This window comes from Micromonospora zingiberis, from assembly GCF_004331455.1.
Lineage (GTDB): Bacteria > Actinomycetota > Actinomycetes > Mycobacteriales > Micromonosporaceae > Micromonospora > Micromonospora zingiberis.
The window spans coordinates 465,567-490,518 of sequence record NZ_SJJR01000002.1; the positions used below are offsets into that span (position 1 = coordinate 465,567).

Annotated in this window: 21 protein-coding genes; 18 read left to right on the forward strand and 3 right to left on the reverse strand. The window is 71.9% G+C overall.

All coding sequences use genetic code 11. The annotated features are described in order from the left end of the window. The first annotated feature begins 23 nt into the window (after positions 1–23). The 13 genes from E0H26_RS05145 to E0H26_RS05200 all read left to right on the forward strand — a co-directional run bounded on the left by E0H26_RS05145 (position 24) and on the right by E0H26_RS05200 (position 13,890). Positions 24–938 (forward strand): ABC transporter permease, encoded by a 915-nt coding sequence (locus E0H26_RS05145; protein WP_131301330.1) that lies wholly within the window; start codon positions 24–26, stop codon positions 936–938. 114 nt (positions 939–1,052) lie between these two features. Next, complete coding sequence (locus E0H26_RS05150; RefSeq protein WP_240742008.1) at positions 1,053–1,892, forward strand: ABC transporter permease; 840 nt, start codon at positions 1,053–1,055, stop codon at positions 1,890–1,892. Next, a complete protein-coding gene (locus E0H26_RS05155) occupies positions 1,889–3,307 on the forward strand; it encodes an NAD(P)/FAD-dependent oxidoreductase (RefSeq protein ID WP_131301332.1) in 1,419 nt (472 codons plus the stop codon). Before E0H26_RS05150 ends, E0H26_RS05155 begins: the two co-directional genes overlap by 4 nt. Then, entirely contained in the window at positions 3,307–4,509 is a 1,203-nt protein-coding gene (locus E0H26_RS05160; protein ID WP_131301334.1) for a saccharopine dehydrogenase family protein, read from the forward strand. Before E0H26_RS05155 ends, E0H26_RS05160 begins: the two co-directional genes overlap by 1 nt. Beyond that, positions 4,506–5,519, forward strand: coding sequence for an agmatinase (gene speB, locus E0H26_RS05165; RefSeq protein WP_131301336.1), 1,014 nt, complete (start codon positions 4,506–4,508; stop codon positions 5,517–5,519). The genes E0H26_RS05160 and speB overlap by 4 nt, the downstream gene beginning before the upstream one ends. Positions 5,520–5,776: 257 nt before the next feature. After that, positions 5,777–6,622, forward strand: a complete 846-nt coding sequence (locus E0H26_RS05170; RefSeq protein WP_240742009.1) for a DUF559 domain-containing protein — start codon at positions 5,777–5,779, stop codon at positions 6,620–6,622. Between the two features lie 476 nt (positions 6,623–7,098). Then, positions 7,099–7,764, forward strand: coding sequence for a response regulator transcription factor (locus tag E0H26_RS05175; RefSeq protein ID WP_131301338.1), 666 nt, complete (start codon positions 7,099–7,101; stop codon positions 7,762–7,764). Next, complete coding sequence (locus E0H26_RS05180; RefSeq protein WP_131301340.1) at positions 7,761–8,819, forward strand: sensor histidine kinase; 1,059 nt, start codon at positions 7,761–7,763, stop codon at positions 8,817–8,819. Before E0H26_RS05175 ends, E0H26_RS05180 begins: the two co-directional genes overlap by 4 nt. 111 nt (positions 8,820–8,930) lie before the next feature. Continuing rightward, complete coding sequence (locus E0H26_RS29125) at positions 8,931–10,037, forward strand: acyltransferase family protein (protein WP_165521761.1); 1,107 nt, start codon at positions 8,931–8,933, stop codon at positions 10,035–10,037. A gap of 17 nt (positions 10,038–10,054) precedes the next feature. After that, entirely contained in the window at positions 10,055–11,257 is a 1,203-nt protein-coding gene (locus E0H26_RS29130; protein WP_165521762.1) for a threonine ammonia-lyase, read from the forward strand. Continuing rightward, positions 11,254–12,453, forward strand: coding sequence for a D-alanine--D-alanine ligase family protein (locus E0H26_RS05190; protein WP_131301342.1), 1,200 nt, complete (start codon positions 11,254–11,256; stop codon positions 12,451–12,453). The genes E0H26_RS29130 and E0H26_RS05190 overlap by 4 nt, the downstream gene beginning before the upstream one ends. Next, positions 12,450–13,085, forward strand: a complete 636-nt coding sequence (locus E0H26_RS05195; protein ID WP_131301344.1) for a M15 family metallopeptidase — start codon at positions 12,450–12,452, stop codon at positions 13,083–13,085. The genes E0H26_RS05190 and E0H26_RS05195 overlap by 4 nt, the downstream gene beginning before the upstream one ends. A 130-nt stretch (positions 13,086–13,215) precedes the next feature. Further along, positions 13,216–13,890: an RlpA-like double-psi beta-barrel domain-containing protein gene (locus E0H26_RS05200; RefSeq protein ID WP_131301346.1), complete on the forward strand. Its 675-nt coding sequence runs from the start codon at positions 13,216–13,218 to the stop codon at positions 13,888–13,890. A 57-nt stretch (positions 13,891–13,947) separates the two neighbouring features. Here the strand turns inward: E0H26_RS05200 and gabT are convergent, their stop codons facing one another. Then, positions 13,948–15,219 (reverse strand): 4-aminobutyrate--2-oxoglutarate transaminase, encoded by a 1,272-nt coding sequence (gene gabT, locus E0H26_RS05205; protein WP_131301348.1) that lies wholly within the window; start codon positions 15,217–15,219, stop codon positions 13,948–13,950. Between the two features lie 70 nt (positions 15,220–15,289). Further along, positions 15,290–16,726, reverse strand: coding sequence for a gamma-aminobutyraldehyde dehydrogenase (locus E0H26_RS05210; RefSeq protein WP_131301350.1), 1,437 nt, complete (start codon positions 16,724–16,726; stop codon positions 15,290–15,292). A gap of 141 nt (positions 16,727–16,867) precedes the next feature. On the opposite strand from E0H26_RS05210, the gene E0H26_RS05215 reads away from it, so the two are divergent. Beyond that, on the forward strand, positions 16,868–18,307 hold the full coding sequence (locus E0H26_RS05215; protein WP_131301352.1) for an aldehyde dehydrogenase family protein: 1,440 nt from the start codon (positions 16,868–16,870) through the stop codon (positions 18,305–18,307). A gap of 63 nt (positions 18,308–18,370) precedes the next feature. Here the strand turns inward: E0H26_RS05215 and E0H26_RS05220 are convergent, their stop codons facing one another. Further along, positions 18,371–19,603 (reverse strand): SUKH-3 domain-containing protein, encoded by a 1,233-nt coding sequence (locus tag E0H26_RS05220; protein ID WP_131301355.1) that lies wholly within the window; start codon positions 19,601–19,603, stop codon positions 18,371–18,373. 72 nt (positions 19,604–19,675) lie between these two features. Here E0H26_RS05220 and E0H26_RS05225 point away from each other — a divergent pair, with 72 nt between their 5' ends. The 4 genes from E0H26_RS05225 to E0H26_RS05240 all read left to right on the forward strand — a co-directional run bounded on the left by E0H26_RS05225 (position 19,676) and on the right by E0H26_RS05240 (position 24,902). Then, positions 19,676–20,095: a YbaB/EbfC family nucleoid-associated protein gene (locus tag E0H26_RS05225; RefSeq protein ID WP_206024874.1), complete on the forward strand. Its 420-nt coding sequence runs from the start codon at positions 19,676–19,678 to the stop codon at positions 20,093–20,095. After that, on the forward strand, positions 20,095–20,433 hold the full coding sequence (locus E0H26_RS05230; protein WP_206024876.1) for a hypothetical protein: 339 nt from the start codon (positions 20,095–20,097) through the stop codon (positions 20,431–20,433). Before E0H26_RS05225 ends, E0H26_RS05230 begins: the two co-directional genes overlap by 1 nt. 21 nt (positions 20,434–20,454) lie before the next feature. After that, positions 20,455–23,598 carry a toxin glutamine deamidase domain-containing protein gene (locus E0H26_RS05235; RefSeq protein WP_131301359.1) on the forward strand — a complete coding sequence of 1,048 codons (3,144 nt, stop codon included), beginning with the start codon at positions 20,455–20,457 and terminating at the stop codon, positions 23,596–23,598. A 152-nt stretch (positions 23,599–23,750) separates the two neighbouring features. Continuing rightward, complete coding sequence (locus E0H26_RS05240; protein ID WP_131301361.1) at positions 23,751–24,902, forward strand: hypothetical protein; 1,152 nt, start codon at positions 23,751–23,753, stop codon at positions 24,900–24,902. Positions 24,903–24,952: the final 50 nt, after the last annotated feature.

Here is a 24,952-nt window from a genome sequence, read left to right on the forward strand (position 1 = left end):
GCCGAGCGAAGCGAGGCGGCGGCGTGAGCGCCTTCGCTCACGTACCCACCGGTTCCGGGCAGTCGGCGTCGCCGCCGCCGGCTGCCCGCCCGGGGCGGTACCGGTTCCTGCCGTACCTGCTGTTGCTGCCCGGCGCGGCCTGGCTGTTCCTCTTCTTCGCGGTGCCGCTGTTGCAGCTCGCCGCCGCCAGCCTCTACGACCCGGAGGGCTCGCTCTCCACCGGGTACACGCTGACCTGGGCGTTCGGCAACTACCCGGCGGCGTTGCAGCAGTACTGGCCACAGTTCAGCCGGTCGTTCCTGTACGCCGGCATCGCGCTGGTGCTGGCGCTGCTGATGGGCTACCCGCTGGCGTACGCGATCGCGCAGAAGGCCGGCCGGTGGAAGAACCTGCTGCTGGTCTGCGTGGTGGCGCCGATGTTCACCAGCTTCCTGGTGCGTACGTTGGCCTGGAAGACCATCCTGTCGGACAACGGCTGGCTGGTCGGGCTGCTGCGCGACGTGCACCTGCTCGGCCCGGACGGGCGGCTGCTGGCCACCCCGGTCGCGGTGGTGCTCGGCCTGACGTACAACTTCCTGCCGTTCCTGGTGCTGCCGCTGTACGCGAGCCTGGAGCGGCTCGACTACCGACTGCTGGAAGCCTCCAGCGACCTGTACGCCAGTCCGCTCAAGACGTTCCGTCGGGTCACCCTGCCGCTGTCGATGCCCGGGCTGATCGCCGGCACCCTGCTGTTCTTCATCCCGGCGACCGGCGACTACATCAACGCCGAACTGCTCGGCACCCCGAACCAGTACATGATCGGCAACGTCATCGACTCGGCCTTCCTGGTCCGCCTGGACTACCCGCAGGGCGCGGCGCTGTCGTTCCTGCTGATGTCGGCGATCCTCGCGGTGGTCTTCGTCTACCTGCGCCGGGCCGGCACGGAGGAAGTCCTGTGAGCGCGAGGAGTGCAGCGCAGCGGAGCCCCGCAGTCGCGAACGAAGGGTGGGCACTGTGAGCGCGAGGAGTGCAGCGCAGCGGAGCCCCGCAGTCGCGAACGAAGGGTGGGCACTGTGAGGATTTCCCGGTGGTTCGCCCAGCACTGGGTGATGGGGGTCGCGCTGCTGGTGCTCGGCTACCTGTTCCTGCCGATCGCCGTGGTCGCCGCGCTGTCGTTCAACCGTCCGTCGAGCCGGCTGTCGTACGACTTCAACGAGTTCACCCTCGACAACTGGCGTAACCCGTGCGCCACCTCCGAGATGTGCGATGCCGTGCTGCGTAGCGTGCAGATCGGTTTCCTCGCCACGGTGGCCGCCACCCTGCTCGGCACCCTGATGGCGTTCGCCCTGGTCCGGCACCGGTTCCGGGGCCGTTCCGGGCTCAACGTGCTGATCTTCCTGCCGATGGCCACGCCGGAACTGGTGATGGGTACGTCGTTGCTGGCGCTCTTCGTCTCCGGTGGGGTGCCGCTGGGCTTCTGGACCATCGTCATCGCGCACATCATGTTCTGCGTGTCGTTCGTGGTGGTGACGGTCAAGGCGCGGCTGGCCGGGATGGACCGGCGGCTGGAGGAGGCCGCAATGGACCTCTACGCCAGCGAGTGGCAGACGTTCCGCCGGATCACCCTGCCGTTGGTGCTCCCCGGCATCGTGGCCGCCGCGCTGCTGGCCTTCTCGCTCAGCTTCGACGACTTCATCATCACGAACTTCAACTCCGGCACCACCGTCACGTTCCCGATGTACGTCTGGGGCGCCGCCCAGCGGGGCATCCCGCCACAGGTGAACGTCATCGGTACGGCCATGTTCGGGATCGCGCTGCTGCTGGTGCTGGCCAGTACGTTGCGGGGCCGGCGGGCACGCCGGGCGGCGGTGCCGGTGACCGCTCCGAAACAGAGGGCGGCCAGCCGGTCATGAACCTGCCGCACCCCGGCCGGGCGCTCGCCGACGCGGTACGCGCACCGTACTGGCTGGACCGGCCGGAACGGCCCGACCCGCTGCCGCCGCTGGTCGGCCCGACCGCCGCCGACCTGTTGGTGGTCGGCGGCGGGTACGGCGGGTTGTGGGCCGCCCTGCTGGCCAAGCGGGCCGACCCGGGGCGGGACGTGCTGCTGCTGGAGGCGGGCAGCTGCGGCTGGGCGGCCTCCGGACGTAACGGGGGGTTCTGCGCCGCCTCGCTCACCCACGGGTTGGCCAACGGGGTGCACCGCTTCCCCGACGAGATCGACGAGTTGGAGCGGCTCGGCCGGGAGAACCTGGACGCCATCGCGGCGACCGTGGCCGAGTACGGCATCGACTGCGACTTCGAGCGCACCGGCGAGCTGGCCGTGGCGGTCGAGCCGTACCAGCTGGAAGGGCTGGCCGAGGACGTCGCGCTGGCCCGCCGGTACGGCCACGACGTCAGCCTGCTCGACGCCGACGAGGTACGCGCCGAGGTGGACTCGCCGACGTACCTCGGTGGGCTGTGGGACCGCGACCGGGTGGCGATGCTCGATCCGGCGCGGCTGGCCTGGGGGCTGCGCCGGGCCTGTCTCGACCTCGGGGTACGGATCCACGAGCACACCCGGGTCACCGGACTGCGTCGGGCCGGCGCCGCGCTGCACGCCGAGACCACCGGCGCCGACGGCATCCCGGGGGTGGTGCGCGCCGACCGGGTGGTGATGGCCACCAACGCGTTTCCGCCGCTGCTGCGCCGGCTGCGGGCCCGGGTCGTGCCGGTGTACGACTACGCGCTGATGACCGAACCGCTGACGCCCGCCCAGCGGGACGCCATCGGCTGGCGCAACCGGCAGGGGCTGGCGGACACCGGCAACCAGTTCCACTACTACCGGATCACCGGCGACGGCCGGATCCTGTTCGGTGGCTACGACGCGGTCTACCACTACGGCAACCGGATGGCACCCGCACTGGAACAGCGGGAGGCGACCTTCACCGCCCTGGCCGCGCACTTCTTCACCACCTTCCCGCAACTGGCCGAGGTGCGGTTCAGCCACCGCTGGGGTGGAGTGATCGACACCTGCACCCGGTTCTGCGCCTTCTTCGGCACCGCGTACGACGGGCGGCTGGCGTACGCGGCCGGCTACACCGGGTTGGGCGTGGGCGCCACCCGGTTCGGCGCCCGGGTGCTACTCGACCTGGTCGCCGGAGCGGACACCCCGCTGACCCGGCTCGCCCTGGTGCGCGACAAGCCGCTGCCGTTCCCGCCCGAACCGGCCCGCGCGGTCGGCATCGGGCTCACCCGCTGGTCCCTGGCCCGCGCCGACGCGCGACAGGGGCGGCGCAATCTCTGGCTCCGTACACTCGATCGGTTTGGTTTGGGGTTCGATTCCTGATGCGTATCCTGCTGGTCGGCGCCGGTGGCGTCGGCGCCGCTGTCGTCGCCATCGCGGCCCGGCGCACATTCTTCGAGACGATGGTGGTCGCCGACTACGACCCGGGCCGCGCGGCGCGGGCCATCGCCGGTCAGGACGACCGTTTCGTCGCCGTCCAACTCGACGCCAGTTCGGCCGAGGCGGTGGCGGCGGCCTGCCACGAGCATCGGATCACCCACGTGCTCAACGCGGTCGACCCACGGTTCGTCATGCCGCTCTTCGACGGGGCGTACGCGGCCGGCGCCGACTACCTGGACATGGCGATGTCGCTGTCGAAGCCGCACCCGGCCCGGCCCTACCAGGAGACCGGCGTGAAGCTCGGCGACGAGCAGTTCGCGGTGGCCGACCGGTGGGCCGATGCGGGACGCCTCGCACTGTGCGGCATCGGCGTCGAACCGGGCCTGTCGGACGTCTTCGCCCGGTACGCCGCCGACGAGCTGTTCGGCGAGATCGACGAGATCGGGGTACGCGACGGCGCGAACCTGACCGTGGACGGCTACGACTTCGCGCCGTCGTTCTCGATCTGGACCACCATCGAGGAGTGCCTGAACCCGCCGGTGATCTGGGAGGACGGGCGGGGCTGGTTCACCACCGAGCCGTTCAGTGAGCCGGAGGTGTTCCACTTCCCCGAGGGGATCGGGCCGGTCGAGTGCGTCAACGTGGAGCACGAGGAGGTGCTGCTGATCCCGCGCTGGGTGCCGGCGAAGCGGGTCACCTTCAAGTACGGCCTCGGCGACGAGTTCATCGAGGTGCTCAAGACGCTGCACAAGCTCGGCCTGGACTCGACGTCGCCGGTCTCGGTGAAGGGCGTCGAGGTGTCGCCGCGTGACGTGGTGGCCGCCTGCCTGCCCGATCCGGCCACCCTCGGCGACCGGATGCGCGGCAAGACCTGCGCCGGCACCTGGGTACGGGGGACCGGCGTCGACGGCCAGCCCCGGGAGGTCTACCTCTACCACGTGGTCGACAACGAGTGGTCGATGCGCGAGTACGGCCACCAGGCGGTGGTGTGGCAGACCGCGGTCAACCCGGTCGTCGCGTTGGAACTGCTGGCGGGTGGCGGATGGTCGGGCGTCGGAGTGCTCGGCCCGGAGGCGCTGCCGCCGAAGCCCTTCCTCGACCTGCTGACCGCCTACGGTTCGCCCTGGGGCATGGAGGAACGATGACCCGGTGCGGCCCGATGTACGGCCCGGACGTCACGTTCCTCGGCGTACCGCCGTGCACCCTGGAGGAGCCGGTGACGTACGCCGACGCCGACGTGGTCGTCATCGGCGCACCCTTCGACGGCGGCACCTCGCACCGTCCCGGCACCCGGTTCGGCCCGTCGGCCATCCGCCAGGCCTGCTACCTGCCGCACGACGGCTCCCGCCCGTCGCTCGCGCTGCGCGTCGACGCGCTCAAGGACCTGCGGGTGTACGACGCCGGTGACGTGGAGATGTTCTCCGGCGACATCGAGCGCTCGCTGGCCGCCCTGGAAACCGCCGTGTACGCGGTGGCCTCGGCCGGCGCGATTCCGGTGATCCTCGGCGGCGACCACTCCATCGCCCTGCCCGACGCCACCGGCGTGGCCCGCCACCACGGGCTCGGCCGGGTGTCGTTGGTGCACTTCGACGCGCATGCCGACACCGGGGACGTCGAGTTCGGTTCCCTGCACGGGCACGGCCAGCCAATGCGGCGGCTCATCGAATCCGGCGCGGTACGCGGTGACCGTTTCCTCCAGATCGGACTGCGCGGTTACTGGCCGGGACCCTCGACGCTGGCCTGGATGGCCGAGCAGCGGATGCGCTCGTACGAGATGACCGAGATCGTGTCTCGTGGCCTGGACGACTGCCTCACCGAGGCGTTCGGCATTGCCACCGACGAGTGCGAGGGCGTCTTCCTCTCCGTCGACGTGGACGTGGTGGACCCCGGCATGGCGCCCGGCACCGGCACCCCCGAGCCGGGCGGCTTCACCTCCCGCCAGTTGCTCGACGCGGTCCGCCGGGTCTGCTACGAACTCCCGGTCGTCGGCGTCGACGTGGTCGAGGTCGCCCCGCCGTACGACCACGCCGACATCACCGCCTACCTCGGCAACCGGGTGGTCCTCGAAGCCCTCTCCGCCATCGCCCGCCGTCGCCACGACGCCGCCGGCCGCCCACCCTGGACCCCCACCCAACCCCTCCTCGACTCCCGCTAACCCCGCCCCCCTCGCGCCCCCGCGCCCCCCCGCCCCCGCCCCCGCCCCCGCCCCCCTCCGCGATCTTGCACTTTTGGTCGGTGTAATTCGGGATGAATTACTCGAACGGCCGACCAGAAGTGCAAGATCGCGGGTGGTTGGGGGGTGGCGTAGCACGGGTGCGGGGGTGGGTGGGGGTTTTCCACAGGGGGGTTGGTTGTCCACAGGGGAGGGCGTTGGGGTGGGGCGGGCGGTGGGAGGTGGGGGAGGGTGCTCGGGTGAGCGCTCAACTGTGGCGGGTGCAGACCCTGGTGCGGACGCTGAGCGCCCGGCGGCTTCGCACCCGGCTGGGTCGGGAGGAGTTGCGCCGGGTGCGTCGGGGTGTCTATGCGGACCAGCCGCCCGACGACGAGGACGAACTGCGGGCCCTGCTGTTGTGTCTGCCGGCGGGCGCCATGTTCGCCCGGCAGACGGCGGCCCGACGGTACGGCTTCGGCGTGCTGCGCGACGACCTCGTGCACGTCCAGGTGCCCAATACTGTGCCGAAACCCCGGCTGCCCGGCCTGGTGGTGCACCATTCCGTGCTGCCGGTGCAGCCCGTACTCGTCCAAGGGCTGCCGTGCGTGCCGGCGGCGCGCTGCGCCGTCGACCTGGCGCGTACGGTGCGGCGCCTCGACGCGCTTCCCGTCCTGGACGCCGCCCTCAGATCCGCCGCGGTGACTCCCGACGACCTGCTGGCTGAGGTGTGCGTCCATCGCGCGCTACGCGGCGTGCGGCAGGCGCGGGAGCTGGTGCCGCTGGCGGACGGCCGGGCCGAATGCCGCCAGGAGAGCCAACTGCGGTTGGTGCTGCTGGACGGGCGGCTGCCGCCACCCGAGCCGCAACTATGGGTTCCGGACACCGCCGGACTACCGCGCTTCCGCGTCGACCTGGGCTACCGGGAACGCCGGGTCGGCATCGAGTACGACGGCATTTCCCACCTCGATCGCGAAGCGTTCCGGTACGACCGGGAGCGCATCAACTGGCTCGACGCGCAGGGCTGGCGGATGCGCTACTTCACCGACCGTGACCTCTACCGGCGCCCCGCCCACGTAGTCGCCACCGTCCAAGCCGCCCTCTCCTAGCTCCTGTCTCGCGCGGATCTTGGTACGTAACGGCCCCCATGGAGCCCCCATGGAGGCCGTCCCGTACCAAGATCCGCGGCGAGGAGAAGGCGGCCGACCAGCGTGGTTGGCCTGCGCCGCAGACGAGCAACGCAGCCTGGCCCCCGATCTCCTCGTCGATCTTGCACTTACGGTCGGGGCAAAAGGGTTATCAAGCGCATATCGGCGACCGAAAGTGCAAGATCGGCGGGCGGGGAGGGTGGGCGGGGAGGGTGGGGCGGGGTGGGGTGGGGAGGGGTGAGTGATGTGGATCACTTGTTGGTGGGGTGGGTGGGGGTGGTTTGGGGGGTGGGAGGGGGTGGGGGTGCAGGTGGGGGGACTTGTGTCTGTTTGTTGGTAGGTAGTGGCGTGGAGGATTGGTCGGCGGGCGCTTACAGAATCCTTAACTCGGGCCTGAGAGCGTATGCCGGACGGTGACTGACCACGGGGGGCGGAACGTGCGAGTGCTGGTGGCGGACGACGAGCGATTGCTGGCGGATACGGTCGCCGAAGGGCTGCGCCGTTTCTCTATGGCGGTCGACGTCTGCTACGACGGTGGCGGCGCGCTGGAGCGGATCGGGGTCAACCGGTACGACGTCGCCGTGCTGGACCGGGACATGCCGGGGCACACCGGCGACGAGGTGTGTCGCTGCCTGGCCGACTCCGGCTCGGGCACCCGGGTGCTGCTGCTCACCGCCGCCGCCGGCATTCGGGACCGGGTGGAGGGTCTCGGCCTCGGCGCGGACGACTACCTGACCAAGCCGTTCGCCTTCGCGGAACTGGTCGCGCGGGTGCAGGCCCTCGGGCGACGCTCGGCTCCGGCGTTGCCCCCGGTGCTGGCGCAGCACGGCGTGACGTTGGACGTGGCCCGGCACCGGGTCACCCGGGACGGCAGGCCGGTCAACCTGAGCCCGAAGGAGTTCGCCGTGCTGCACGTGCTGATGCGCGCCGACGGGCGGGTGGTCAGCGCGGAGGAACTGCTGGAACAGGCGTGGGACGAGTTCGCCGACCCGTTCACCAACGCGGTACGGGTCACCGTGATGACGCTGCGCAAGAAGCTCGGCGAGCCGCAGGTCATCCACACCGTGCCCAGGGCCGGTTACCGGATCGGCGGCCCGGCATGACACCACGCCGGCGGATCGTGCTGGTCGGCGCGCTCGCCCTCCTCGTCGGCTTCACCATGCCGACGCTGACGAAGTGGGCGCTGGGCACCCTGTGGTACCAGGGTCGGGGGTTCTGTGACGTGGGACTGCCCGGGGCCAGCCGGGTGTGCGGCGCGGCATACACGCTGGCCGAACCGCTCTACCGGCTGACCGGCCTCGCCGTACTCCTGGTCGCGCTGGTCGGGGTGTGGGCCGCCGCCGTGTGGTGTCTGCGGCCGGTGCGTGATCTTGCCGGGCCGATCTCGTACGTCGGGCCGCAGAATCTCGGCCACCGGGTCCGGCCACGCGGCAACGACGAACTGGCCCGGCTGGCCCGGTCGATCGACGAGATGATGGAACGCATCGCCGCCGGCTACGAGGGCCAGCGCAGGTTCGCCGCGAACGCCTCGCACGAACTGCGTACGCCGTTGGCGGTGCAGCGGACGTTGATCGAGGTCGGCATGGCTCGGGCGCTCAGCGCGGAGCAGCTTGAGTTGCTGACCGGTCAACTGCTGGAGACCAACGAGCGCAACGAGCGGCTGATCGAAGGGCTGCTCGCGCTCAGCGAGAGTGACCAGGGGCTGCGGTCGCGGCTACCGCAGCGCCTGGACGAGATCGTCGGCATGGTGCTCGCCTCGTACCAGGAACGGGCCGAAGCGGCCGGGGTGAGCGTCGAGAGCCACCTCGAACCTCGGATGGTCATGGGCGAGCGGGTGCTGCTGGAGCGGCTGGTGAGCAACCTGGTGGAGAACGCGATCAAGTACAACCGGCCGGGCGGGACGCTGACCGTCACGGTCGGCCGGGACCCGGCACTGGTCGTGGTCAACACCGGCCAGGTGGTGCCGGCCGAGGCGGTGGCCGGACTCTTCGAGCCGTTCCGTCGCCTCGCCCGGGACCGTACGAACCACAGCGGCGGCGCGGGCCTGGGACTGGCCATCGCCCGCTCGATCACCCAGGCGCACGACGGCCTGATCGCCGCCCGCCCCGCCGAGCACGGCGGGCTGCGGGTGGACGTCCAGCTACCCGAGCGCCCCTGACCGGGCGCGCCCCGGCTGCACGACATCTCACCCGACCCGACCGCACAGTGCGGCAACTCGGCCCTCGGCGTGCCCGGAACGGGCCCTGCCCGGCGGAGAGAGGAGCAACCCGTGACCACCCGTGAGCAACCGGCACCCTCCACCGACCTCGGCCCGGCCCCGACCGAGCCGAGGCGTGGCCGGCAGCCGGCCGGTGGGCGGCTGGTCTGGGCGGACGTGGCCAAGGGCGGCTGCATCCTCCTGGTCCTGCTCTGGCACGTGATCATGAAGGACTACCTTCAGATCGACTGGCGGCTCTCGGTGCCGGTTCCGGGCGCCTGGGGCACCCTCGGCGAGCTGCTGCTGCCGATGCGGATGCCGTTGTTCTTCACCATCTCCGGAATGTTCGCCGCCGCCGCTGTGCACCGGCCGTGGCGGGCGGTCGGACGTTCCAGGATCGCCCAGTTCCTCTACCTGTACGCCCTCTGGCTGCTGATCCACACCGCCGCGCTGGCCCTCGCCCCGGACTTTCCCACCGACCGGGCGACCAGCCTCGGACAACTGCTGGCCCAGCTCACCATCACCCCGTCGAACCTCTGGTACCTGTACGCGCTGGCGCTCTACTTCGTACTGGCCAAGGCGTTGCGCCGAGTCCACCCGGCGGTGCTGCTCGGCGCGGCGGGCACGCTCGCCGCCATCGCGGCGACCGGGCTGCTCGACACCCCCGGCAACCGGGGCGGCCTCTACCAGAATTTGGTGTTCTTCCTGGCCGGTCTGCACCTGCGGCCGTACCTGCTCCGCTGGGCGGAGGCGGTGACCGGCCGGCGGCTGCTGCTCGCGGCGGTGGCGTACGGCGTGGCGTCGGCGGCCATGCTCGCCACCGGCGCCGGCCGGTGGCCCGGCGTGGCGGTCCTGGTGTCCGCCGTCGCGGTGCTGTTCGGCATCGCCGGGGCGGTACGGCTGGCCAGCTGGCGGATCGTCGCCGAACCGCTGGCGGCGCTCGGCCGCCGGACACTGCCGATCTACGTGATCCACATGCCGGTGCTCGCCCTGCTGCACCTGCTGATCGCCGATCTGGTCGCCGGCCTGGACGACCCTGCCCGGCTGGCCCTGGCCTTCGGCTTCCCGTTCTCGCTCACCGTCGTCGTGCTGGCGCTCAGCCTGGCCCTGCACCGGGTCCTGCTCGCGCTCCGCGCGTCGTGGTTGTTCGACCTGCCCAGCCGGCGTTCCGCCGCCTGAGACCACAAGGAGACGACATGTCCAGCTCAGCTTCCCCGGAGGTCGACCCAGCCCGGGTCGACGTGGCGGAGGCCGCCCGCTGGCTCGACGGCCGGGTGCTGCGTACCCCAGTGCTGCGGTCCCCGGCCATCGACCGGCTGGCCGGCGTCCGGGTGTTGTTGAAGGCGGAGAACCTGCAACGCGGCGGCTCGTACAAGATGCGGGGTGGCCTGTTCGCGGTCGGCCGGCTCGCGGCCGCCGGTCACGCCGGGGTGATCGCGCAGAGCACCGGCAACCACGCGGTCGCCGTGGCGTTGGCGGCCCGGCGGCACGGGCTGGCCGCGACCGTGGTGCTGCCGGTCGACGCGCCCGCCACCAAGGTCGAGCGGGCCCGGACGGCGGGCGCGCGGGTGGTGTTCGCCGGCACCGGCGTGGCGGATCGCGTGGCCGTGGCCCGGCGGATCAGCGACGAGACCGGTTACCCGATCGTCGACGCGTACGACCATCCGGACGTGGTCGCCGGGCAGGGCACCGCCAGCCTCGAACTGATCGAGGAGGCCGAGCGGGCGGGCACCCCGCTGGACGCGCTGGTGCTGCCGGTCGGTGGGGGCGGCGGCGTGGCCGGTGCGTGCCTGGCCGTGGCCGGCCGGCCGATCGAGGTGTACGGCGTGGAACCGGAGGGCTGCGACTCGCTGGCCCGCAGCCTGGCCGCCGGCCACCCCACCCCGGTCAGCCCGGCCGCGACGATCGCCGACGGCCTGCGCCCGTCCTGCGTGGGTGAGTTGCCGTTCGCCATCGTGCGGAACCGCCTGCGCGGGGTGGTCCGGGTGGACGACGAGTCGATCGCCGAGGCGTTCCGGCTGCTCCTGCTGGAGCTGAAGGTGTTGGCGGAGCCGTCCGGTGCGGCCGGTCTGGCCGGCGCACTGCGCCTGACCGGCAACGCTGCCGCCCTGGAACTCAACGGCAACGCCGCCGCTCTGGAACTCAACGGCAACGCCGCCGTGGAATTTCCCGGCAATGCCGCGAACCGGCGGGGCACTGCCGCCGTGGAACTCAACGGCAATGCGGCAGTGCCGCCGGGCGGTGCTGCGGGGGACGCCGAGAGCGAGGCGGCGGAAGCCGGCGACGGTGCTCGGCGGCGGTACACGGTCGGCGTGGTGCTGACCGGCGGAAACGTGGAAGCGGACCTGGTCGCCCGGCTGGCGGCCCCGCATCGGATCAAAGAAGGGGCGGCAGCATGAGCGAGCATCAGGGAGTGGATCACCGTGCCGGTGAGCCGGAGAAGGTCGCCACAGCGGGACGGGACGGCGACCGGCGGCCGAGGGTGATCGGGGTGCTGTTCGGCGGGCCGTCGGCGGAGCACGAGGTCTCGTGCGCCTCGGCGCTCGGGGTGGCCCGGGCGCTGGTTGGCGGGGGCTACCGCGTCGTGGCGCTGGGTATCACCCGCGACGGTGGACTGCGACTGGTGCCGGAGTCGACGCTGGCCAGTCATCTCGACGGCACGGGGGCGGAGCGGGCCATCGACGACCGGTTGACCGTGACCGGCGCGGCCGTGGAGTTGCGGGCCGGCAAGCCGCGCGGCACCGCGCTGGTCACCGCGGCGGACTCGCCCGAGGTGGTGCACGCCGAACTGGACGTGGTCTTCCCGGTGCTGCACGGCCCGTACGGCGAGGACGGCGTGGTGCAGGGCCTGCTCGAATCGTTGGGTGTGCCGTACGCGGGCTGCGGGATTCTCGCCTCCGCCGTCGGGATGGACAAGGTGGCGATGAAGCGGGCGCTGCGGGCCGAGGAGGTGCCGATCACCCCGCACGTCTGGTTCGACGAGCAGACCTACCGCGCCACCGAGGACGTGGAGAAGTTGGTGGTGGGGCTGCGCCGGCCGCTGTTCGTCAAGCCGGCCCGGATGGGCTCGTCGATCGGCATTTCCCGGGTGGGCGAGGGCGACGACTTGGCGGCGGCGGTCGAGGAGGCGCTCCGGCACGACAACCTCATCGTGGTGGAGCAGGGCGTCACCGGCCGGGAACTGGAGTGTGGGGTGCTCGGCGGGGCCCGTCCGGAGGCGTCGGCGGTGGGTGAGGTACGGGTCACCGGGGGCTGGTTCGACTACCAGCAGAAGTACTTCGGCGACTCCGACCCGATGGTGGTGCCCGCCGTACTGCCCGCCGAGGTGGCCGAGCGGATCCGGGACCTGTCGGTACGCGCGTTCACCGCGATCGGCGGCTGGGGGCTGGCCCGGGTCGACTTCCTCTACGACGAGAGCGCCGGCGAGCTGTACGTCAACGAGCTGAACACCATGCCCGGCTTCACCGCGCATTCGATGTACCCGAAGGCATGGGCGGCGGCCGGTGTCGGTTACCGCGAGATCGTCGACCGGCTGGTCGCCCTGGCCGTCGAGCGGCACGCGAGCCGCCCCGTGGGCGAGGAGAAACCGGCGTGATCCTGCTCTGCGATCCACGGGTGGCGGCGGTACCCGGCGAGGACGACGGTGAGCCGCTGGTCGACCTGCGCGACGTACCCGAACTCCGGCTCGACGGCCGGGCGGCCGATCCCGCCGGGGCGTACGCCCGGCTGCGTCAGGGGGTGGTGGAGCGGTTGCTGGCCGCGCAGAGTGCCCTGCCCGACGGCCTGCGTCTGCTGGTCATCGAGGGGTACCGGCCCTACGCGGCGCAGCTGGACATCTTCACCGGATACCGGGACGAGTTGCGCCGCAACCACCCGGACTGGTCGGCGGAGCGGGTGTACGAGGAGACCACCAAGTTCGTCTCGCCGGTGGAGGTGGCGCCGCACAGCACCGGCGGGGCGGTGGACCTGACCCTCTGCACCGCCGACGGGGCCGAGCTGGACATGGGCACCGCCGTGGACGCCACCCCCGAGGCCAGCGCGAACGCCTGCTTCACGGCCGCGTCGTCGATCAGCGCGCAGGCTCGCCGGCACCGCCAGATCATGGGCAGCGCGCTGGCCGGGGCGGGTCTGGTCAACTACCCCACCGAGTGGTGGCACTGGTCCTACGGCGACCGCTACTGGGCGCTGCTGACCGGCGCACCGCACACCCGCTACGGCCCGCTCTGAGCGGTCCGCCCCCGCCGCCGGAAGGTTCATTCGAAACTTTGTTTTCGATGCATGTCACTGAGCTGAACTGGACAGCGCTCCCACTCCGTACCCGCACCCGAACGCAGGCACCGAGGACGGGAGGCAACAGGTGAAGGTACAGCGGAAGCACATGCTGGCGGCGGGGGTGGCGGTGGTCGCGGCGGCGGCCATGGCGGTGAGCACCGGGCTCGGGTTCGCCGACAGCGCACCGACCGCGCAGAGCGTCTGCGCTGGCTCGATCACCTTCTCGGCTGAGGGAGGTGCGCCGGCCGCCACCAGCAACCAGTTCCCGGTCGGGACAACGCTGCGGGTGACCAACCTGGACAACGACAAGTCGGCCGAGGTGACCGTGGTCGGGCCGTCGGGCAGTTGCGTCCTGCTCAACGCCGCCGCGATGGACCTGGTCCGCGAGCCGGGCAAGAACGTGATCCGGCGCAACGTGGTCGAACGGTTGGGCGGGGCGCAGCCCGGCGCCGGGCAGCCGACCCAGGCCGGCGATCGGCCCGGCTCGGCCTCACCGCCCGCCGCCCGCCCGGTCACCGGGTCGGCCTGCCAGGGCGCGATCACCTTCTTCGAGGAGGCCGCCGGTCCGGCCGCCACCAGCGACCGCTTCCCGGTGGGTACCCGGCTGCGGGTGACCAACCTGGACAACGACCGGACGACCACGGTGACGGTGACCGGCCCGTCGGGCAGCTGCGTGCTGCTCAACTCCGCCGCCATGGAACAGATCAGGGAGCCGGGCAAGAACCTGGTGCGCAACAACACCGTCGAGGTGCTGCGCTGAATATGGGCCGGGTGGTTGCCGCGCGGTGCGGACGCGGCAACCACCCGGCCGGCTCGGTCAGCCGAAAGCGGCGTCCAGGATGTCCATCCCACGGGCCAGTTCGTCGTCGGAAATGACCAGCGGAGGCAGGAAACGCAGCACGTTGCCGTACGTGCCGCAGGTGAGGGTGAGCAGGCCGGCGGCGTGGCAGGCCGCCGAGATCGCCGCCGTGGCGGCCGGGTCGGGGGTGAGCGTGCCCGGCTGCACGATCTCCACCGCGAGCATGGCGCCGCGACCGCGTACCTCGGCGACGCGCGGATCCCGCTCGGCGATGGCCCGTAGCCGGGCCCCCAGCGCCGCCTCGATCCGCCGGGCCGCGCCGGCCAGGTCCAGCTCGTGCAGGGTCTCGATGGCGGCCAGCGCGGCGGCGCAGGCCAGCGGGTTGCCGCCGTACGTGCCGCCGAGGCCACCGACGTGCACCGCGTCCATCAGCTCCGCCCGGCCGGTCACCGCAGCCAACGGCAGCCCACCGGCGATGCCCTTGGCCAGGGTGATCAGATCCGGTTCGACGCCCTCGTGCTGACAGGCGAACCAGTCACCGGTACGGCAGAAACCCGTCTGGATCTCGTCGGCGATGAAGACCACCCCGGCCGCCGTCGCCCACTCACGCAACGCCGGCAGGAACCCCGGCGACGGTACGACGAAGCCACCCTCGCCCTGGATCGGTTCGATCAGCAGCGCGGCCACGTTCTCCGCACCGACCTGCTTCTCGACCAGCTCGATGGCCCGGGCTGCCGCGGTGGCGCCGGCCAGGCCACCGTCGCGCAGCGGGTACGACATCGGCACCCGGTAGATCTCGCCGGCGAACGGACCGAACCGGTGCTTGTACGGCATGTTCTTCGCCGTCAACGCCATGGTCAGGTTGGTCCGGCCGTGGTACGCGTGGTCGAAGACCACCACCGCCGGCCGTCCGGTGGCGTGCCGGGCGATCTTCACCGCGTTCTCCACCGCCTCGGCGCCGGAGTTGAACAGCGCCGAGCGCTTCTCGAAGCTGCCCGGGGTCAGCGCGTTGAGCTGCTCACAGACCGCCACGTACGACTCGTACGGCGCGACCATGAAGCAGGTGTGGGTGAAGCGTTCGACCTGCGCGCGTACCGCCTCGACCACCTTCGGGGCGGAGTTGCCCACGTTGGTGACCGCGATGCCGGCGGCGAAGTCGATCCACTCGCGGCCCTCGACGTCGGTGATGGTGCCGCCCGACGCGCTGGCCACGTACGCCGGGATGACGCTGCCGACGCCCCGGGCGACGGCCGCGCCCCGCCGCTTGTGCAGTTCCCCGGATGAGGTCATGAGGGCTGAGCCTCCTTTCGTTCGCGCCTGCGGGGCTCGCAAACCCGGCTCACTCCTCGCGCTCACAGGTTCAGCCCTCGATGTTGTGCATGACGTGCTTGATCCGGGTGTAGTCCTCCAGGCTGTAGACGGAGAGGTCCTTGCCGTGCCCGGAGTGCTTGAACCCGCCGTGCGGCATCTCGGAGATGAACGGGATGTGGGTGTTCACCCAGACGCAGCCGAAGTCGAGCCGCCGGGTCATCCGCATGGCCCGACCGTGGTCGCGCGTCCAGACCGAGGCGGAGAGGCCGTAGTCGACGCCGTTGGCCCAGCGCACCGCCTCGTCCTCGTCGGAGAACCGCTGCACGGTGATGACCGGCCCGAACACCTCGTCCTGGATGATCTCGTCGTCCTGCCGGAGACCGGAGACGACGGTGGGGGCGTAGAAGTAGCCGCGCTCGCCCACCTGCGCGCCGCCGGTCTCCAGCGACGCGTGGTCCGGCAGCCGGTCGACGAAGCCGCGTACCCGGGCGAGCTGGTTGGCGTTGTTCAACGGGCCGTAGAGCACGTCCTCGTCGTCCGGCGCACCGGTCCGGGTGTTGCGGGCCTGCTCGGTGAGGGCGGCGACGAAGTCGGCGTGCACGCCGGGGGCGGTGAGCACCCGGGTGGCCGCCGTGCAGTCCTGACCGGCGTTGAAGTAACCACCGACCGCGATGGCCTCGGCCGCCGCCGCGATGTCCGCGTCGTCGAAGATCACCACCGGGGCCTTGCCGCCCAGCTCCAGGTGGGTGCGCTTGAGGTCGGGCGCGGCAGCAGCGGCGACCTCCATGCCGGCCCGGGTCGAGCCGGTGATCGACACCAGCTGCGGGGTGGGGTGCGCGACGAGCGCCCGGCCGGTGTCCCGGTCGCCGCAGACCACGTTGAACACACCCGGCGGCAGGTACTCGGCGGCGATCTCGGCCAGCAGCAGCGTCGACACCGGCGTGGTGTCCGACGGCTTGAGCACCACCGTGTTCCCGGCCGCGAGGGCGGGCGCGATCTTCCAGACCGCCATCATCAGCGGGTAGTTCCACGGGGTGACCTGGGCGCAGACGCCGATCGGCTCGCGTCGCACGTACGAGGTGTGCCCGGCCATGTACTCGCCGGCCGAACGGCCCTCCAACAGCCGGGCGGCACCAGCGAAGAAGCGGAACTCGTCCACCGCGGGTGGCAGTTCCTCGTCGGCGGTGAGCTGCCGGGGCTTGCCGGTGTTGCGTACCTCGGCGTCGACCAGGTCGGCAGCCCGGGCCTCGACCGCGTCGGCGAGCTTGAGCAGCGCCTTCTGCCGTTCGGCCGGAGTGCTGTCCCGCCAGCTCTCGAAGGCGGTGGCGGCGGCCCGCATCGCCGCGTCCACGTCGGCGGCGCCGGAGACCGGGGCCTGGGCGAAGACCTCACCGGTACAGGGGTCGATCAGGTCGGCGTAGCCACCGTCGACCGGCTCGACGTACTCGCCGTTGACGAAGTTACGCAGCTTCTGCTGGTCACTCATGACTGGATCACTCCGAGGGGTCCGGGGGTCGCGCTGCGGCGGTTATCGCAATCTTCGTGCCATCTTCGCTACTGAATTCGCGGCAGACAAGGGTCAAGGCGACTGTTTCCGTCGACCTATCCGTGGTTTAGGCTGCCGAGCGTGGAGCTCACACCGTTCTTCGTCGCCGGTCGTCCCACCCACGGTGCCGACGAGGTGACCGTGCACCACCCGTACGACGGCCGCCCGGTCGGGCGTACCACCCTCGCCACCGCCGAGCAGGTCGAAGCGGCCGTGGCGGCGGCGGCCGAGGCGGCCGCGAGCGCCGCCGGCCTGCCCGCGCACGCCCGCGCGTCGGCGCTGGACCACGTGTCGCGCCGGCTCGCCGAGCGGACCGAGGAGATCGCCGCCCTGATCACCGCCGAGAACGGCAAACCGGTCAAGTGGGCCCGAGCCGAGGTGGGGCGGGCGGTGTCCACCTTCCGGTGGGCGGCCGAGGAGGCCCGGCGCGACTCCGGCGAACTGCAACGGCTCGACACCGACCCGGCCGCGACCGGCCGCATCGCGCTGATCCGGCGGGTGCCCAAGGGGCCGGTGCTGGGCATCACCCCGTTCAACTTCCCGCTCAACCTGGTGGCCCACAAGGTCGCCCCGGCACTCGCGGTGGGCGCGCCGATCGTGCTGAAGCCGGCACCGGCCACCCCGTTGTCGGCGCTGCTGCTCGGCGAGATCCTGGCCGAGACCGAACTGCCCGCCGGGATGTTCTCGGTGCTGCCGCTGCCCAACGAACGCGCCGCCGAACTGGTCGCCGACCCGCGCCTGCCGGTGGTCTCGTTCACCGGCTCCGGGCCGGTCGGCGCGGCCATCCGCCGGGCGGCGCCGGAAAAGCACGTGACGCTGGAACTGGGCGGCAACGCGGCGGCACTGATCTGCGCCGACTGGTCCGACGACGAGGACCTGACCTTCGCCGCGCACCGGATCGCCACCTTCTCCAACTACCAGGCCGGTCAGTCCTGCATCGCGGTACAGCGGGTCTACGTGCACGAGTGGCTCTACGACGGATTCGTCCCCCGGCTGGTCGCGGCCGTGCGGGAATTGCGTACCGGCGACCCGACCGACCCGCTGACCGACGTCGGCCCGCTGGTCTCCACCGACGCCGCGCGCCGGGTCGAGGCGTGGGTGGACGAGGCCGTGGCGGCCGGCGCCACCATCGAGACCGGCGGCCGGCGGGACGGTGCCAACTACCCGCCCACCATCCTCAGTGGAGTGCCGAAGGACGCCAAGGTGTGCGCCGAGGAGGTGTTCGGCCCGGTGCTCGTCGTGGACCGGGTCGAGAACGACGCCGCCGGCTTCGCCGCCGTCAACGATTCGGCGTACGGCCTCCAGGCCGGGGTCTTCACCCACCGCCTCGACGTCGCCTTCGCGGCGGCACGCACCCTGGAGGTCGGCGGCGTGATCGTCGGTGACGTGCCGTCGTACCGCGCCGACCAGATGCCGTACGGCGGGGTCAAGGGCAGCGGCGTGGGCCGGGAGGGCCTGCGCAGCGCCATGGACGACTACACCGACCCCCGGGTAACCGTCCTTACCGGCATCCAGCTGTAAGGAAGGGCACCTTATTAACGCCTGCGGTAGAGGAAGGGCCCCTTATTAACACCGGAGGGCGGTTCACCAACTGCCGTCGTCGCGTACCCGGGCCGGGGCACGGCCGAGCAGCAGGGTGACCAGGGCCTCGTCGATGTCCGCGCCGAGGAACCACTCGCCCGCCTGATCCAGCGCGAAGATCCGGCCGTGCTCGTCCACGGCGATGATGCTGTGCTGGTTCTCCGTACCGATCGGGAACAATCGCGCCCCGATCACCGCCGCGAAGTCAGCGAGCGTATCGGCGGTGTGCGCGACCTGTCGAGGCCGAATGTCGAAACGGGATATCCAAACCTGCGCTCCCGGCCCGAGTCGAGCCCCTACCAGGCTCGGGAACGCGGTCAGGGTCCGCAGGGCGGCCGGGGGGACCGCGTGCTCATGAACTCTGCCACGTACCGCTCTGATATCTCGGATGGCTGACATCGCCACCACCTCGTCGCCGAAGTGTGGGCGCCAACCGGCGGCGACGAGCGCGTTCACCACGTCGGGCGGAAAGCGTCCCGGCTCAGGGTCGGCTGCGGGTTCGGGATACCACGGTGCCGTCCAGCCTCGGTCGGACCAGGGCAGGACGTTGAAGTGGACGAGGAAGTTGATGCAGGAATCGCAGGGACGTTCGATGCGTCCGCCCGCAGGGTCGCCGGCCTCCCGGACGAGGTAGCAGTCGAATCGGGTCCCGCTGAGTAGAGCTGCCGCATCGCCAGCGTCCATCGGGGCGATGCCTTCGGCGGCGCGGCGGTGGTCGTACTCGTGCAGGACGTCCGAAACGACGACGAGTTCGGCGTGCCGGTCGCCACCGCGAACCAGGTGCCCGTCGGGCAGTTCGTCAAGGTACGCGCGGACCAGCGGATGGTGGTCGAGTTCCACATCCCCCTTGGCGCCGTGCGCCGTGAAGATCCGCCCCTCGACGGTCAGGTGCGCCGCCATCGTCGGGGTGGGCAGTCGGCGGATCTCGCGCAGCAGTTGGCTGGCCGGGTCGACGGTGCGGGGGACCGGTGGCCCGGTGGGGCGACTGCGACGGAAGAGTTGCTCGACCACCTCGGGTGGAACTCGCGGCCAGGTGGTCACCTCACCGGTCGCCTTGTCGACCACAGTGGTCGGTAGGTCGCCCGGCAGCGGTCGGACCTGTGCGGACGTGGTGGAGGTGATGACAAACCCGAGGTCGAACTCCGTGACCACGGGCCGGCACTCGTGACCCAGACGCTGTGAGTCGCGGCGGGCCCACACCGCCGCGATCTGCTCGGCCTGCTCGCGGTCAATCACACCGCGAACCTACCGGACAACGGGAATCCGTGGCAGCCGGTATGGTTCGGCTTACCTACGGTGACGAGAGGGATGGCGTTGACCGACAGCGTGAATCGTGATGCCAATCGCGCCCTCCGGGCCCGTTTCGACGAGGTGTACGGGCAGTACCAGCAGCTACGGTCCGGTTTGGACGAACTTCAGGCCCGGCTCGCCGAGCTGCGGGTGACGGAGCGCTCCGCCGACGGCCAGGTCACCGCGACCGTCGACGCCCGGGGCGAGCTGATCTCCGTCGAGTTGGATTCCTCGATCTACCGGGACCGTGATCCGAGGGCGCTGAGCGGAAAGATCACTGCCACGGTGCGGCGGGCCGCGACCGGCGCGACGGCCGCGACCCAGGAACTCGTGAGCGCCTACCTGCCGGCCGGGCCCCGGGCGGCCGATTTTCTGCGTACCGGCGACTTTGGCGCACTGCTCGGCCGGGCCGACACCTTGTTGCGACGGAGCGAGTGATGGCGGAGCAACTCTGGCTCGACCCGACGCGGGCCCGGCGTGCCGGGGCGGACCTGACCCGCGTCGGCGAGGCGGTCACGGGACGGCGCGACCAGGCCGGCGCCGCGATTGCGGCGGCCAGCGCCCGGCGGCCGTGGGGGCGCGACGACATCGGCGAAGCGTTCGAGCGGCAGTACCGCGGCTACGAGGAACTGGTGCTGCGGGTCTGGGCAGGTGTCGGCGGGCGGCTGGCCGAGCTGGGCTCCGACGTCGTCCGCTCGGTCGAGGCCAACCAGCGGACGGACGCGGCCAGCGCTGCCCGGTTCGACCGGGTGTCGGACCCGCGCCCCCGGCGCTGAATCCGAACCCGGAGATCCTCGATGACGGTGCTGCCGAGCCCGATCCCGCACCCGCTGGACTACTCGCCCTGGGACCTGCCCGGCTGGGTCTACGAGGCTCTCGACTGGGTGGTCGGCATGGAGTGGCCGGAGGGCGACGAACGCGCCGTCTGGGATCTGGCCGACCAGTGGTACGCCGCAGCCGGATCGCTTGCCGGCCCGCAGGCGGACGCCGGTACCGCCGCGACCGAGGTGCATCAGGCGTACGGCGTGATCGGTGCGGTGGCGACCGCGTTCGACTCGGCATGGCGGCGCGTCGCGGACGGTGCGGAAGCACCCCTGCCGGTGCTGCTCACGGTCAGTCATGACCTGGGCCGGGTGGTGGAGGAGTGCGGGTGCGACATCGAGGCGGCCAAGCTCGAAGTCTGGATCGAGCTGGGCATCCTGGTGATCGAGTTGCTGGCACTGGCGGTGGCGGCGGCACTCACCGCCGGAGCTGCCTCGCCGGCCGCCGCCGGATTGATCGCCGCGACCCGGTTCCTCGTCCAGCAGATCTTCCGCCGCCTACTGGCCCAACTGGGCCGCAAGTCCCTCAAGCAGGGCCTCAAGGAGGTCGGCGAACGGGCGGCGAAGCAGGTGTCCGCCAGCGGCGCGCGTGGCCTGGCCCGGCACTCCGCCCGCGAAGGGCTGGCCGAGGCGGCCCAGGAGGCCGGAGTCAACCTGGCCACCCAGGCGTACCAGCACAGCACCGGCCGGCGGCACGAGTTGGACGTCACCGACCTGGGGACCAACGCGATCGGCGGCCTGGCCGGCGGTGCGGTGGCACCATTGGCCGGTCTCGGCCGGCACGCCACCGGTCAGGGCGCGCGGATGGCCGAACACCTGGGTCGGGAGATGGCCGGCGAGGTGATCGCCGACCAGGCGGCGCGCCTCGCCACCGGGCAGGGACTGACGTCGCTGGAGGATGCCGCACGGGCAGCCGCTTCGGGCGCCCGTGGCTCGGCCACCAGCCAGGTCGATCACGCGTTGCAGGCCCGGCTTGACGGCCAGCTGGCCGCCCTGTCCGGGCCGACTCTTCCACCACCGGTCATGCCCGAGCCGGGCATCCCGCCGCCGCCCGGGCCGGTCGACCCGGCGCTACCGCTCGGCAGCGGCGCATCGAGGTATCAAGGGCCGGTCGTGGACCCGGTGCACGATGTGGTGGCCCAACGGACCCCGATCGAACCCTTCGTCGCCGGCCCGCTGAACTCGACCTCGCTGGCTGCCGGGCCTGCCCTGCCACCGGCGACAGCTGACGGCGGCACGGACCTCGTCCACTCTGTCGAGCCGCTTAAGGACGCCGGGCCGCCGAAACTCGTCGGCTCCGATTTCGATGGAACGCCGCACCGCCCGACAGAATCGAGTCAGCCGCTGGACCCGGTCCAGCCGAGCCGTGACTTCCCGGCCGGCGACGAGCCCAGCGCGCTTGCTGGCGCAGGCCCGTCCCCAACGGTCGGGATGATCGAGATGTCAGGGCCGGCGCTGTCCACAGTCGCGTCGGCGTCGGTCACGCCAGGCGTTGCCACCGGCCCGGAATTGACGACGGCGGGTGGGGTGGGTAGCGGCCCGGCCCTCTCGACCGGTCCGGCCCATGCGTCGAGCTCAGTGGCGACGGCAGGCATCGGCGGATCATCGACTGTGGCGGGTTCGGCAGCAGTGGGCCCGGTGATGGAACCGGCTCCGGGCGCGCCGACGGCAGCAAGGTCGACGGAGGTCGGCCCGGCCGTCGGAACACCGCCTCGGCCTGAGTCATTGCCCGCGCCGCCACGATCCGTGCTGATCGGCGCACTCGCTCCGAACGGCCAGAAGGCGCGTATCTCGGAGCCTGCCATCCAGCCAACCGCGCCGCCAACGCCTGCTGATCGCGGCAGGGGTAGCTCAGCCGCCGATGACGATGCCCTCGAACGGCGCCGCTACCAGGGCTACTACGAGTCGCAGCGGGCATGGTTCGAGGCAGCTCGCCGGTCGCGTGAGACTTCTCGACTGAGGATCCAGGCGGAGGAGCACTACCAGCGCGCCAGCGACTTCGCAGCATATGCGCGCCATCTCCACCAGGCTGGTCACCGCGGAACGTCGGCGGACTGGCAATGGGCCGCTGATGTGGAGACCCGGGCGTACGGGGAGTGTCTGGATCTGGCCGAGGCGGTGGCGTCCGGTGCGGTCGTACCCGACGTGGTGGCCGTCGACCGGCCGGAGGACTTCCACCGGATCAACGACGACGTCGGTGAGCTCGCTCGTGGGGGGATCGGCACCGGCGACCGCTCCGCCCTGACCGGCGACGACGACCCGCCGCCGGTCGACCGGTCCCGCCGGTACGGCCAGCCCGGCGGGCTCCGCCCGCCGCTCGCCCTGCACCAGCTGGACGTGGAGCGGCAGATGCCCCGGGACCAAACCGGCCGGGTGGTGCGTACCGCTGATCCTCGGGTCGGTGACTGGTTCGGGCTGATGAACGACGGCGGGCCGCGCGCGGATCCGACCCGGGGCATCAACTGCCTGGACTGCACCCTGTCGCTCTTCGACACCTGGGTGCACGGTCGTCCCCGGGTCGCGGCGCCGCGCACCTTCGACGCGTACGAGTCCGGCGAGGTCACCCGGCCGCTCAACGGCGAGCAGGACGGCACCGGGCGGGTGGAGGACGTCACCGGGGGTCGCTTCCAGCGGCTCTGCGACGGCAGTGCGAGCACACCTGCCGGACTGAAACAGGCGCTGGACACCGGCTACCGCAATCTGCACGACCAACTCCTGCTGGGTGGCCACGGCAGTTTCGCCTTCATCGTCAACCATCTGGAGCAGGGCGGCTCGCACATCTGGGTGGCGTTGAACCAGAACGGCACGGTGCTCTACGTCGATCCGCAGGTCGGGTTGGTCAGCGACCAGCCGCTCTACCGGCACCACGGGGCCGCGTACCCGTTCAATGCCCTCGACGCGGATGTGCTGGTGCTGGACGGCGGCGCCCGGCCGATGCCGCTGACCGGGTTGCGCCGGGGCCTGTACAGCCAGCGACCCGAGCTGCCGGGCTATCCGTCCGTCGAGGAACATCAGGGGTACGGCGAGCCGTACCTCAACCGCGTGCACCTGCTCGGCGGCCCGGGCACGTCCCCCGCCGGTTCCGGTCCGTCCGGGTCGATCGGCCGCGACGGTGAGTGATAGCCGGCGGACCACCGGGTGCCGGCGGTGTTGGGGAGCGCTGCCAGGGTGGCGCGGCGCACATCCGGGACGCTCGATGACGACCCGAGGGTGGGCTCCGGTAGTAGCCTGACCGGCGATTCCCCGCCCGGGGGAGGAACGGTGGGGTGATCATGTCGGTACGTCGCCGCGCGACGCGGCTTGCGACGGTCTGCGTGTTCCTGGGCGGCCTGGTGTTGGTCGGTGCTGCGCCGGCGCATGCCGACGAGGACCGGGTGCGGGTGCGGTCGGCGGGCAGCTTCACCGCGGGCCGCTCGGCCGAGGGCGTCCGGCTGGAGGTGCGCAAACGTACCGAGGGCTGTGTGCGGGTGCGGGGTGCGCTGGGGCTGAGCCTGCCGGGGGTCCGACCCGAGCAGGTCGCGGTCCAGGCGGAGGTGGGCGGCCAGTGGGTTTCCGTACCGGTCTCCGGCGGCGACGGGCTGGTGACCACCGCGCCGGTGGCCCCGGAAAAGGACGAGCTCTGCAAGGGCAAGGGCGCGACCATCCGCTACCGGGTGGCGTTCGGTGCCGACGCGCCCGGCGGGCGACTGTTCGTGACGGGCGAGGCGGTCACGGCGCGGGGGGCCCTGCTGGGTCGGGCCGTGGCGGAGTCCCGGGTGGCCGGCGGCCGGGTGGCCCCGTCGCCGTCGCCGTCCCGGTCGCCGTCACCCAGCCCGACACCGGACGAGGAGAGCGCGCCGTCGCCGTCCGTGGTGGCCACGCCGACGGTGGCGCTGGCCGCGGACACTCCGGCCGTGCAGACCCAGTCGGCCGACCAGTCCAGCGGCGGGTCGCCGGTGATGTACTTCGGCGTCGCCATGGTCGCCGCCGGGGCCCTGCTGATCGGGCTGCTGGTGCACCGCTCGCGGAAGGACCGGCGGCGGCGTCGCGAGCAGGCCGAGGTCCCGTTGCCGGGTAACCCGGGGGGCACCACGTACCGCTCCAGCCGGGCTCCGGGCGTCGCACCGACGCCGGCCGGTCCGGGCACCGTGCCGCCGGCAGTACCCGGTCAGGTGTACGGATCGGGCCGGCCGGGCACCCCCCGGGTCTACGGGGGTACGCCCGCTCCCCGGCCCTCCGGCGGCCTGTACGGCGCGCGTCCGGCCGGTGCCAGCGACCAGACCCGGGCGATGCCGTCCGAGGCTCCCGATGGGTCTGCCGTGGTCCCGCCGACCTCTGCCCCGCCCGCCCAGCCCGGCCCGGGGGTGGTGCCGCAGCGCCAGGACCCGTCCGCGTCCGCCGGCGAGGGTGCCGACCCGGGGTACGGACGCGGGCTCCCCGGCTGAGCCGGGGTGGAGCCCGTCCCTCCGATACGCTCAGGTTCGTTGACGGCCTG

Excerpts from the sequence above, each read along its gene's own strand:
- E0H26_RS05155 (WP_131301332.1), top strand. The coding sequence starts at position 1,889 with ATGAACCTGCCGCACCCCGGCCGGGCGCTCGCCGACGCGGTACGCGCA.
- E0H26_RS05160 (WP_131301334.1), top strand. The coding sequence starts at position 3,307 with ATGCGTATCCTGCTGGTCGGCGCCGGTGGCGTCGGCGCCGCTGTCGTC.
- speB (WP_131301336.1), top strand. The coding sequence starts at position 4,506 with ATGACCCGGTGCGGCCCGATGTACGGCCCGGACGTCACGTTCCTCGGC.
- E0H26_RS05180 (WP_131301340.1), top strand. The coding sequence starts at position 7,761 with ATGACACCACGCCGGCGGATCGTGCTGGTCGGCGCGCTCGCCCTCCTC.
- E0H26_RS29130 (WP_165521762.1), top strand. The coding sequence starts at position 10,055 with ATGTCCAGCTCAGCTTCCCCGGAGGTCGACCCAGCCCGGGTCGACGTG.
- E0H26_RS05190 (WP_131301342.1), top strand. The coding sequence starts at position 11,254 with ATGAGCGAGCATCAGGGAGTGGATCACCGTGCCGGTGAGCCGGAGAAG.
- gabT (WP_131301348.1), bottom strand. The coding sequence starts at position 15,219 with ATGACCTCATCCGGGGAACTGCACAAGCGGCGGGGCGCGGCCGTCGCC.
- E0H26_RS05210 (WP_131301350.1), bottom strand. The coding sequence starts at position 16,726 with ATGAGTGACCAGCAGAAGCTGCGTAACTTCGTCAACGGCGAGTACGTC.
- E0H26_RS05225 (WP_206024874.1), top strand. The coding sequence starts at position 19,676 with ATGGCGTTGACCGACAGCGTGAATCGTGATGCCAATCGCGCCCTCCGG.
- E0H26_RS05230 (WP_206024876.1), top strand. The coding sequence starts at position 20,095 with ATGGCGGAGCAACTCTGGCTCGACCCGACGCGGGCCCGGCGTGCCGGG.
- E0H26_RS05235 (WP_131301359.1), top strand. The coding sequence starts at position 20,455 with ATGACGGTGCTGCCGAGCCCGATCCCGCACCCGCTGGACTACTCGCCC.
- E0H26_RS05240 (WP_131301361.1), top strand. The coding sequence starts at position 23,751 with ATGTCGGTACGTCGCCGCGCGACGCGGCTTGCGACGGTCTGCGTGTTC.